The following is a 9953-nucleotide window of genomic DNA, read 5'->3' as shown; positions in this document are numbered from 1 at the left end:
GCACCCCACCACACCAACAAGACCTGTCAACCACTCCTGAACAGCCCAAACAGGATGAGACAAGCTCCAGGATGTAGTGGCCTCGTCAGTGCGGGAGGCCACTACATCCACGTTCGAGCGCGATCTTCGCGCCTCCGACCGATGGTCACGGATGTAGCGAGCGCTCCGGTCCGTGCCGCCACATCCGAAGGAGCAGGAACAGGAGCAGGACGGTCATCGCCACCGCGCCGGGGGCCTTCGTGAAACGGGCCAGGTTGGTGCCGTCAGGCAGCGCCAGGAAGGCCGCGACCGCCACCGGCAGCGCGAACCACGTCGTCCGGGCGGCGGTGAGCGCGAGCAGCGCCAGCGGCCAGGTCGCGTACCAGGGGTGGAAGACCGGGGACAGGACGACGGTGGCGACCAGTGCCAGGCCGGCCGCGTGCAGCGCCACCCGGCAGCGGTCCGAGACCGTGTCAGCCGAAGCCCGCAATCTCCGCCAGGTTCGCCACCAGAGGGCCACGAGCGCGACTGCTAGCAGCACCAACGCGACCACGCGGGTCACTGGCACGGCCTGCGGGTCGCGCCCGACCAGCGCGCCGGCGTAGTCGACGACGAATCCGACGGCGGTGGGCGGCGACGTCCACTGCTCGGAGTCCCCGCTGCGGGTCAGCCCACCCACCCAGCCGAACCCCAGACCGGTCAACGCCGAGCTGCCGAGCACCGCGGCGACGAGGCCGCCGCCCAGCCACGCACCGCTGCGGAACACCGTACGGCCGGACGCTCCCAGCAGCGCCGCGAACGGCACCACCACCACGGCGCTGGCCTTCACGGTCACCGCCAGTCCGAGCAGCGCCCCGGCGAGCAGGAGCGCGGCGGGCCGGCCCGGCCGGCGGACCGCCACCAACAGCCCGCACAGCAGCAGCCCCAGCATCACGGCGTCGTTGTGCGCGCCGGCCACCAGGTGTACGCCGACCAGCGGCGCGGCCAGCGCCAGCCAGGCCGCCCGCCGGGTCGGCACTCCGGTGGCCCGGGCCAGCGGAGGCAGGCAGAACGCGGCCAGCAGCAACCCGGCCACGGCGATGACCCGCAGCAGTACGACAGTGCCGGTGAGCCCGCCTCCGACAGTCACTGCGAGCGCCGCGAGCAGCACGAACACCGGCCCGTACGGCGCTGGCGTGTCCCGCCAGATCGGCGCCACCGTCTCCACCCACGGGCAGCCGGCCGCCGCCACCGGAACCGCGTACGGGTCGACCCCGTGCGCGTAGGTCCAGCCCTGGCAGGCGTACGAGTAGACGTCACGGCTGCCCAGGGGCGGCGCGAGCAGCAGCGGCAGCGCCCACAGCCCGGCGGTGACGTACGCCCAACGAGTTGACGGCGCGCCGGCGCGCAGCGACCACCAAGCGCCAGCGCGCAGTGACCACCAGGCGCCGGCGCGCAGTGACCACCACGCTCCGACGAGCAGCGCGGTGCCGACCAGCCAGCAGGTAAGCGTTGCCGGGCCGCCCGGGGCCCGCCAGATCGACGCCGGGGTCGCGCCGAGCGGGGCGTCGGGCAGTGCCCCGCCGAGATGTCCGGCGAGGCCGAGCAGGATCGCGCCGACCAGCCCGGCATACCGGGCAAACCGGGCGGTCAGCGGGCCAGGGATCGGCGGCGAAGGTGCGCCGGGAGTGGTCACCGGCGCACCTTCCCTCAGTCGGCGGCGACCGGTTGGCGGGCCGCCCGAGCCGACCGTACCAACCGGATGGCCAGCACGATCACCAACAGCGTCATCAGTGGCGCCCCGACCGTCTTGGTGTACCGGGGCAGCCCGGTGCCGTCGGGCAGCACCAGGAACGACGCCACCAGCGCGACGACCATGAACCATCCGGTACGCCGGGCGGTGGCCGCCAGAACCGCGAGGGGCCAGACCCAGTACCAGGGGTGGAACAGTGGCGCGAGGGCGACCGTAGCGGTCAGCGCCACGGCGGCGTACCACAGCGGCTCCCTGGTGCGGGCCCGCCACCACAGCCACACCAGCAGCACCGCCAGCACCGCGACGCCGATCCCCCGGGTGACGGCGAGTGCGTCGACGTGCCCGCCGAAGGGCACCGCCAGGTAGCCGACGGTCTGCCCGACCGCCGTGGACGGCGACGTCCAGGCGATCACGTCACCACCTCGGGCCAGCCCGCCGACCCAGCCGAAGTCGAGGCCGGCGGCGAAGGTCACCCCGACCACGACGGCGACCGCGCCGCCGACGACCCAGCCGCCGTGGCGGATCAGCGCGCGGATCGAGTACCCGCCGACGATCGCGGCCAGCGCGGCGAACGGCACCACGACCAGCGCCGTCACCTTGATGCCGGCGGCGAGACCGAGCAGCACGCCACCGGCGAGCAGCGGGCCGGGGCGTCCGGGCCGGGAGGCGATCACGGCCAGCCCGGCGACGAGCAGGCCGACCATCAGAGCGTCGTTGTGCGCGCCGGAGACCAGGTGCACGGCGACCAGCGGGCAGCCGAGCGTCAGCCAGACCGCCCGGGAGGCCGGTACGCCCACCCGTCGGGCCAGCACCGGCAGGCTGACCGCCATCAGCGCGACCCCCGCCACGGCGATCAGCCGGAACACCACGATCGCGCCGGTCAGCGAGCCGGTGGCCTTGACCACCGCGCCGGACAGCACCACGAACAGCGGCCCGTAGGGCGCCGGGGTGTCCCGCCAGATGTACGAGATGGTGTCCAGCCAGGGGCAGGGCAGCGCGGAGACGCCCTGCTCGTACGGGTTGATCCCGGCCGCGTAGCTGGCGCCCTGGCAGGCGTACGCGTAGACGTCGCGGCTGGCCAGCGGAGGCGCGATCAGCAGCGGCAGCAGCCAGAGCCCGACGGTGACCAGCGCCCAGCGGGTCGACGGCACGTCGTCGCGCAGCGACCACCAGGCGTACGCCAGCAGCGCGGTGCCGACCAGCCAGGCGACGAGCACCAGCGGCCCGTTCGGGCCCTGCCAGATGCTGACCGGGTTGCTGCGCAGGGGTGAGTCGGTCAGTGCGCCGCCCAGGAACGCGGCGACGGCGAGAAGCGCCGATCCCGCCAGTCCGGTCCAGCGCGCGAGGTGGTGAGGCACGCCGGACATGCTGCCAGTACGGTTGTCGCGGTACGGAGGTGGGCATGCGGCGCAGTCGGGTGGTGGCGGTGGCCGCCGGTCTCTCCGTCGTGCTCGGCGCGCTCTGGTTGGCCCTGCCGCTGATGGGCTCGGACCTCGCCGCGCAGGTCGCCCGCGCCGACTTCTTCGCCGCCCACGGGCTCAGCCCGGTGGATCTGCGCTGGTACGGCGGGGTGCAGCAGTTCGGCTACAGCCTGGTGTCGCAGCCTGTGATGGCGGTGTTCGGCGTGCGGGTGACCGGTGCGCTGGCGCTGGTGGCGTCGGCGACCGCGCTGGCCGCGCTACTGGTCCGCACGTCGGTGCCCCGACCGCTGCTGGGCAGCCTGGTCGGCGTGGTCACGCTGGCCGGCAACCTGGTCTCGGGCCGGGTGACGTACGCCCTCGGTGTCGCCTTCGGGCTGGCCGCGCTGGTCGCGCTGACTCGGGGCGTACCCCCGGGTCGTCGGGTCGCGTTGGCCGCGGCGGGCGCGTTGCTGGCCTCGGCGACGAGCCCGGTGGCCGGCCTGTTCGTCGGCCTGGCGGGCGCGGCGCTGCTGCTGGCCCGCCGGTACGCCGACGGGCTGGCGCTCGGTGTCGCGGCGGCCGTGCCGCTGGGCGCGACCGCGGTGCTCTTCGGCGACGGCGGCTGGATGAACATCAGCCGCACCGACACCCTGCGGGCGGTGGTGACGAGCCTGGTGGTGGCGGCGCTGGTGGCGTACCGGCCGGTGCGGTTCGGCGCGCTGCTGGCCGCCGTCGGGGTGCTGGTCGCCGCCGGAGTGCACACGCCGGTGGGGTTGAACGCGACCCGGTTGGCGACGATGTTCGCGCTGCCGGTGCTGGCCGCCGCCGCCCGCCCGCCGGCCTGGCTGTCGACCCGCCTGGCCCGCCGGCCGGCTGTCGGGCCCGTGCCGGCCCGGCTGTTGGGTGGTTTCGGCCTGGCCGCGCTGCTGGCGGCCGTCTGCGTGTGGCAGCCGCCGGTGGTCCCGGCGGATCTGCGTGGCATCGGCGACCCGACCAGCGCGCCCGGCTATCACGCGCCGCTGCGCGCGTTCCTGGCCGGGCAGCGGCTCACCGGCCGGGTGGAGGTGCCGCCGACGCGCAACTACTGGGAGGCGGCCCGCCTCGGTGAGGTGCCGCTGGCCCGCGGCTGGTTGCGGCAGGCCGACATCGACCGCAACCCGCTCTTCTTCACCACCGTGCCGGGCGCGACCGGCACCGGCGTGCCGCTGACCCCGGCCAGCTACCGGGCCTGGCTGGCGGAGAACGCCGTGCAGTACGTGGCGGTGCCGGACGCCCCGTTGTCCTGGGTGGGGCGGGCCGAGGCGGAACTCGTCGAGGGCGGTCTGCCGTACCTGACCCCGGCCTGGTCCGGCCCGCACTGGCGGGTCTGGGCGGTGGCCGACCCGACGCCGCTGGTCGCCGCGCCCGCCGAGCTGGTCCGCGCGGACGGCGCGGCAGTCACCTTCCGGGCCCCGACCGCCGGCCCGGTGGCGGTCCGCGTGCGACACAGCCGCTGGCTGACCGCGTCCGGCGGCGCGACGGTCGCCGCCGACGGGGACTGGACCACCGTCACCGTCCCCCGCGCCGGCGACTACACCCTCGGCTGACCTTCCTACCCCTCCAGCACGCGCTGGGCGGCGGCGCGGGAACGGCGGCCGGTGCGCAGGTACTCGTCGAGGAACTCCCCCGGGTCGTCGTGGCCGAGCAGCCGGACCACCCCGGCCAGCTCCACGCCGTGCCGGGGCAGCTGGTCGCCGGCCCGGCCCCGGACCAGCATCAGCGCGTTGCGGACCTGCGCGGCCAGGGACCAGCCGGCCGCCATCTCCGCGGCGTCCGCCGGATCGATCAGGCCGGCCCGCTCGGCCGCCGCGAGGGCATCGAGGGTACGCGTGCCGCGCAGCTCCGGCATCGCGCCCGCGTGTCGGAGCTGGACGAGCTGGACCGCCCACTCGACGTCGGCCAGCCCGCCCCGGCCCAGCTTCGTGTGGGTGGCCGGGTCGGCCCCGCGCGGCAGCCGCTCGGTCTCCACCCGGGCCTTGATCCGACGGATCTCGACGACCTGCTCGCGGGTCAACCCGTCGGCCGGGTAGCGCACCGGCTCGATCATCGCCTCGAACTCGGCGCCCAGGTCGGCGTCACCGCAGACGAACCGGGCGCGCAGCAGCGCCTGCGCCTCCCAGACCCGGGACCAGCGGGCGTAGTACTGGGCGTACGCGGCGAGGCTGCGCACCAGCGGACCCTGCCGGCCCTCGGGGCGCAGGTCGGCATCGACACCCAACGGCGGGTCGGGGGCGGGTACGCCGAGCAGTCTCCGCAGCTCCTCCGCGATCGCGTGCGCGGCGGCGCTGGCGGCGCTCTCGCTGCTGCCGGCGGGCGGGTCGTAGACGAAGAGCACGTCGGCGTCGGAGAGGTAGTTCGACTCGTACCCGCCCAGCCGGCCCATCCCGATCACCGCGAACCGCAGCCCGTCGGGGGCCGGTTGGCTGGCCCGCGCGGCCCGCAGCGCGGCGGCGAGGGTGGCGTCGGTGACGTCGGCGAGCGCCGTACCGACCTCGGTGATGTCAGACAGGCCGGGTGACGGCCGCGTCGTGCCGTCGGCCCGGGTCGGGCTGGGTGCGAGCGCGCCAGCCCGGCAGAGCACGTCCGCGCAGGCCACCCGGACCAGCTCCCGGCGGCGCAGCGCCCGCACCGCGCGGGTCGCCTCGACCGGGTCGGTGTGCCGGGCCGCCGCCGCGAGGAAGCCGTCACGCAGCACCGGACGCGGACGCGGCGACAACTCGTTCTCCTCGGCGAGCAGCCGCAGTGCCTCCGGATCCCGGGCGAGCAGGTCGGCGACGTACCGGGACAGGGCCAGCACCCGGGCCAGCCGGCGAGCGACGGGACCGCCGTCCCGCAGCAGGCGCAGGTACCAGGGGGTGCTGCCCAGCTTGTCGGAGACCTTGCGGTAGTTGAGCAGCCCCCGGTCCGGCTCCGGGGCGTCCGCGAACTCGCTCAGCAGCACCGGCAGCAGTGTTCGCTGGATGGCCGCCGTACGACTCACCCCGCCGGTGAGGGCCTGGAGGTGACGCAGCGCCCCGGCCGGGTCGGCGAAGCCGAGGATCTCCAACCGGTGCCGGGCCGCCTCCGGGGTGAGCCGGAGCCCGTCGGCCGGTACCCGGGCCACCGACTCCAGCAGCGGCCGGTAGAGCAGTTTGGCGTGCAGCCGTCGTACCTCGGTGGCGTGGGTGACCCAGTCGGCCCGGAAGCTCTCGACGGCGCTGCGGCCCGGCGTGGCCACGAAACCCAGCGCGGCGGCCAGCCAGCGCAGCGCCCCCGGCTCGGTGGGCACGGTGTGCGTACGGCGCAGGGCCTGGAGTTGGAGCCGGTGCTCGACGGCGCGCAGGAAGCGGTAGCCGCGCAGCAGCGATTCACCGTCGGCACGGCCGACGTAGCCGCCGGCGACGAGCGCGCGCAGCGCCGGAATGGTGCCCGGCGCCCGCAAGGCCTCGTCCCCGCGACCGTGTACGAGTTGCAGGAGCTGAACGGCGAACTCGATGTCGCGCAGCCCGCCCGGACCACGCTTGATCTCGCGTTCCAGCTCCTTCGGCGGGACGTTGTCGATGATCCGGCGGCGCATCGCCCGGACGTCCTCGACCGCCTCGGGTCGTTCGGCGGCCCGCCACACCAGCGGCGCGAGCTGGTCGATCCACTCCTGGGCCAGCGGCAGGTCCCCGGCGGCCGGGCGGGCCTTGAGCAGCGCCTGGAACTCCCAGGTACGCGCCCACCGGCGGTAGTAGGCGAGGTGGCTGGCGAGGGTACGCACCAGCGGGCCGCGACTGCCCTCGGGCCGCAGGGCGGCGTCCACCGGCCAGGCGACCATCCCGCAGACGGAGATCAGCCGGGTCGCCACCTGGGTCGCGGCGGGCAGGTCGGCGTCCTCGGCGGCCACGAAGATCACGTCCACGTCGGAGACGTAGTTCAGCTCGCCGCCGCCGCACTTGCCCATCGCCACCACGGCCAGCCGGGGCCGCTCGGTGCCCGCCGCCAACTCGGCGACGACGATCTCGTACGCGGCGGCCAGCGTCGCGTCGGCCAGCGCGGACAGCGCGGCCATGGTCTGCTCGAGGGCCCGGCCGCCGGTGAGGTCGGCCGCCGCGATCCGCAACAGCGAGAGCCGGTACGACGCACGCAGCACCGCCACCGGGTTCCCGTCGCCGGCCGGTTCCAGCCGACCGTCGGCGATCGGCGCGAGCCCGTCCGGCGCGGTACGCAGCGTCAGACAGTGCTCGGGATTCGCCACCAGATGATCACCAAGCGCCGACGACGCGCCCAGCACGGCGATCAGCCGACGCCGCAGCCCGGGGTCGGCGTGCAGCTCCGCGAGCAGCGGCGACGCGTCGGTACCGCCGTTGGCAGTGCTACCAGTGCCGGCGGCGCTGGTGCCGCGCGCGGTGCTGGTGGCGCTGGTACGCCGCTCCGCCTCGACGATGCGGTGCAGTTGGCGCAGCGCGAGGTCCGGGTCGGCGGCCCGGGACAGCGCGGCGAGCAGCTCCCCGGCCGCGTCGTCGACCGGCTCCTGCTCCTCCGGCTGCCACAGACCCAGCCCGTCCGGGCCGAGCAGGTCCGCGGCTCGGGCCCCGCCGTCGCCCTCGGCGATGCCGAAGCCGTAGCGGGCGAGCCGGCCCGGGGCCCTCGTCGGCCGGCTCATCAGTGCCCGAGCAGCGGCAGGCCGCGCCGGATCGTGCTGTCGTCCAACTCGCCGAGGGCCAGTGCGGCGAACCGGGCGGCGAACGGCTGCCAGACCTCCTCGACGTCCACCATCACCGAGTCGCAGGCCGCCACCACCAGCTCCGGGTCATAGCCCAACTCGGCGAGCAGGGTCCAGTCGGTGGCCCACTCGGCGATCATCGCGGTGTCGCACTCGATGTGGAACTGCAACCCCCAGGCCCGGTCGCCGAGCCGGAACGCCTGGTGCGGATAACGGGTGGAGGCCGCCAGCAGGGTGGCGCCCCGGGGCAGCTCGGTGATCTCGTCGGAGTGCCACTGGAGAACGTCCGGGATCAGCGGCACGTACCGGAACAGCGGGTCCTGCTCGGCGGCGTCGCGCCGGCCGACCACGCCGGGGCCGATCTCCGGCCCGGACGGGCTCCGCTCGACCAGCCCGGCGTGCGCCGTGGCGAGCAGCTGCGCGCCCAGGCAGACGGCCAGGGTCGGCACGCGGTACCGGACCGCCTTGCGCAGCAGCCCCTCCACGGCCGGGAACCAGGGCGCCCCGGGGGAGCCGTCCGGCAGCGGGTACGCCTGCTGGTCGCCACCCAGCACCACCAGTGCCGCGTACCCCTCAAGGTCGGCGGGAAGTTCCTCACCGGCGTGCGGGCGGACCACCCACAAATCCAGCCCTGCCTCGGTCAGCCACTCACCCAACCGGCGTGCGTCGTCCGTCGGGTCATTCTCGATCACCAGCGCGGTTGCCACCCGTCGAGGCTAGCGGGTGCGGCGCGCTCCGCCACGCCCCGGCGCGGGTCGGTGCCACCGGCTGGCGGCCTTCGTGTCGGCGCGGTGGCTAGGCTCTGCGGTTGTGATCAACGAGGACTCCACCGTCGTCCGCCCGCCCGTGCTGCGCCCGGGTGACACGGTGCTGCTCGTCTCGCCGTCCGGGCCGACCTCGCCGGAGCGGGTGGCCCGGGGCGTGGAGCTGCTCACCGGTTGGGGTCTGCGCCCGATACCGGCCCCGAACGCGTACGCCCGCCACGGCTACCTCGCCGGCACCGACGACCTGCGGGCCGCCGACCTGAACGCGGCGTTCGCCGACCCCGAGATCCGTGGGGTGATCTGCACCCGGGGCGGCTACGGCGCCCAGCGGATCGTCGACGCCATCGACATGGCGGCCGTGCGCCGCGACCCGAAGGTGGTGGCCGGCTTCTCGGACATCACCGCGTTGCAGCTCGCCCTGTGGCGGGGCGCCCGACTGGCCGGGGTACACGGCCCCGGAGCGGCCTGGCGGGACGAGCGGACGCCGCTGCGCTCCGCCGAGTCCCTGCACGCGGCGCTGATGACCACCGAGCCGGTGACCGTCGAGGCGGTACCCACCGAGGAGACCTTCGACGTGCGCGTCCCCGGCCGCGCCACCGGCACCCTGCTCGGCGGCAACCTGTGCCTGCTCGTCGCGTCGATCGGCACACCGGACCTGCCCGACCTGACCGGCGCGGTGCTGTTGATCGAGGACGTGCAGGAGCCCCCGTACAAGGTCGACCGGATGCTCACCCAGCTCCGCCGGGCCGGTGCGCTGGACGGGCTGGCCGGGGTGGCGGTCGGGCAGTTCACCGACTGCGGCGACGGCTGGGACACCACGATCGTCGACGTGCTCGCCGAACGCCTCGGCGACCTGGGCGTACCGGTCCTCGGCGGCCTCCCCATCGGCCACGGCCACAACCAGCTGACCGTCCCGGTAGGCACCGAAGCACGACTGGACACCGAAACCAACACCCTGAACGTCACCCCCGCAGTCCAGTAACCCCCGCCCGGCCCGCCCGCCTCCGCCCGCCCCACCCCGACCCCGACCCAGCCCGGCCCGGCCGCCGCCTCACCCCGGCCCCGACCCGACCCGACCCGACCCGGCCCGGCCCGACCGCCGCCCGACCCGACCCGACCCCGGTGATCAAGAGGTTTGCGTCAGAATCCGTCCCGGAACTGACGCAAACCTCTTGATCAACGAGGCCAGGAGACCGAGGCCAGGAGACCGAGGCCAGGAGACCGAGGCCAGGAGGCCCGGCGGCCGGGAGGGATAAGGGTCAGCGGGTCAGGTGGGCTAGATGATCGATTCCAAGGGGTCAGTGGTCGTAGGCGGTCAGGGATCGCATGACCGGTTGGCCGGTGTGCCAGTT

6 protein-coding genes are annotated in these 9953 nt (G+C 75.0%); 2 read left to right on the top strand and 4 right to left on the bottom strand.

What is annotated here, in order from left to right:
* Positions 1-145: 145 nt before the first annotated feature.
* Positions 146-1654, bottom strand: a complete 1509-nt coding sequence (gene mptB, locus ACLQ25_RS32135) for a polyprenol phosphomannose-dependent alpha 1,6 mannosyltransferase MptB (protein ID WP_425734488.1) — start codon at positions 1652-1654, stop codon at positions 146-148.
* 14 nt (positions 1655-1668) lie between these two features.
* Positions 1669-3069 carry a polyprenol phosphomannose-dependent alpha 1,6 mannosyltransferase MptB gene (mptB, locus tag ACLQ25_RS32130; RefSeq protein ID WP_425734487.1) on the bottom strand — a complete coding sequence of 467 codons (1401 nt, stop codon included), beginning with the start codon at positions 3067-3069 and terminating at the stop codon, positions 1669-1671.
* A gap of 44 nt (positions 3070-3113) precedes the next feature.
* Here mptB (ACLQ25_RS32130) and ACLQ25_RS32125 point away from each other — a divergent pair, with 44 nt between their 5' ends.
* Positions 3114-4697 (top strand): hypothetical protein, encoded by a 1584-nt coding sequence (locus ACLQ25_RS32125; protein WP_425734486.1) that lies wholly within the window; start codon positions 3114-3116, stop codon positions 4695-4697.
* A gap of 5 nt (positions 4698-4702) precedes the next feature.
* Here the strand turns inward: ACLQ25_RS32125 and ACLQ25_RS32120 are convergent, their stop codons facing one another.
* Both ACLQ25_RS32120 and ACLQ25_RS32115 read right to left on the bottom strand, forming a co-directional pair.
* Entirely contained in the window at positions 4703-7777 is a 3075-nt protein-coding gene (locus tag ACLQ25_RS32120) for a bifunctional [glutamine synthetase] adenylyltransferase/[glutamine synthetase]-adenylyl-L-tyrosine phosphorylase (protein WP_425734485.1), read from the bottom strand.
* Positions 7777-8544 (bottom strand): type 1 glutamine amidotransferase, encoded by a 768-nt coding sequence (locus tag ACLQ25_RS32115; protein ID WP_425734484.1) that lies wholly within the window; start codon positions 8542-8544, stop codon positions 7777-7779. Before ACLQ25_RS32115 ends, ACLQ25_RS32120 begins: the two co-directional genes overlap by 1 nt.
* Before the next feature lie 103 nt (positions 8545-8647).
* Here ACLQ25_RS32115 and ACLQ25_RS32110 point away from each other — a divergent pair, with 103 nt between their 5' ends.
* Positions 8648-9583, top strand: a complete 936-nt coding sequence (locus ACLQ25_RS32110) for a S66 peptidase family protein (protein WP_425734483.1) — start codon at positions 8648-8650, stop codon at positions 9581-9583.
* Positions 9584-9953: the final 370 nt, after the last annotated feature.

Origin of the sequence: Micromonospora sp. DT44, assembly GCF_049841635.1 — a bacterium.
Lineage (GTDB): Bacteria > Actinomycetota > Actinomycetes > Mycobacteriales > Micromonosporaceae > Micromonospora.
The sequence above is the reverse complement of the archived record's forward strand: the minus strand, read 5'-3'. Positions and strand labels throughout refer to the sequence as shown.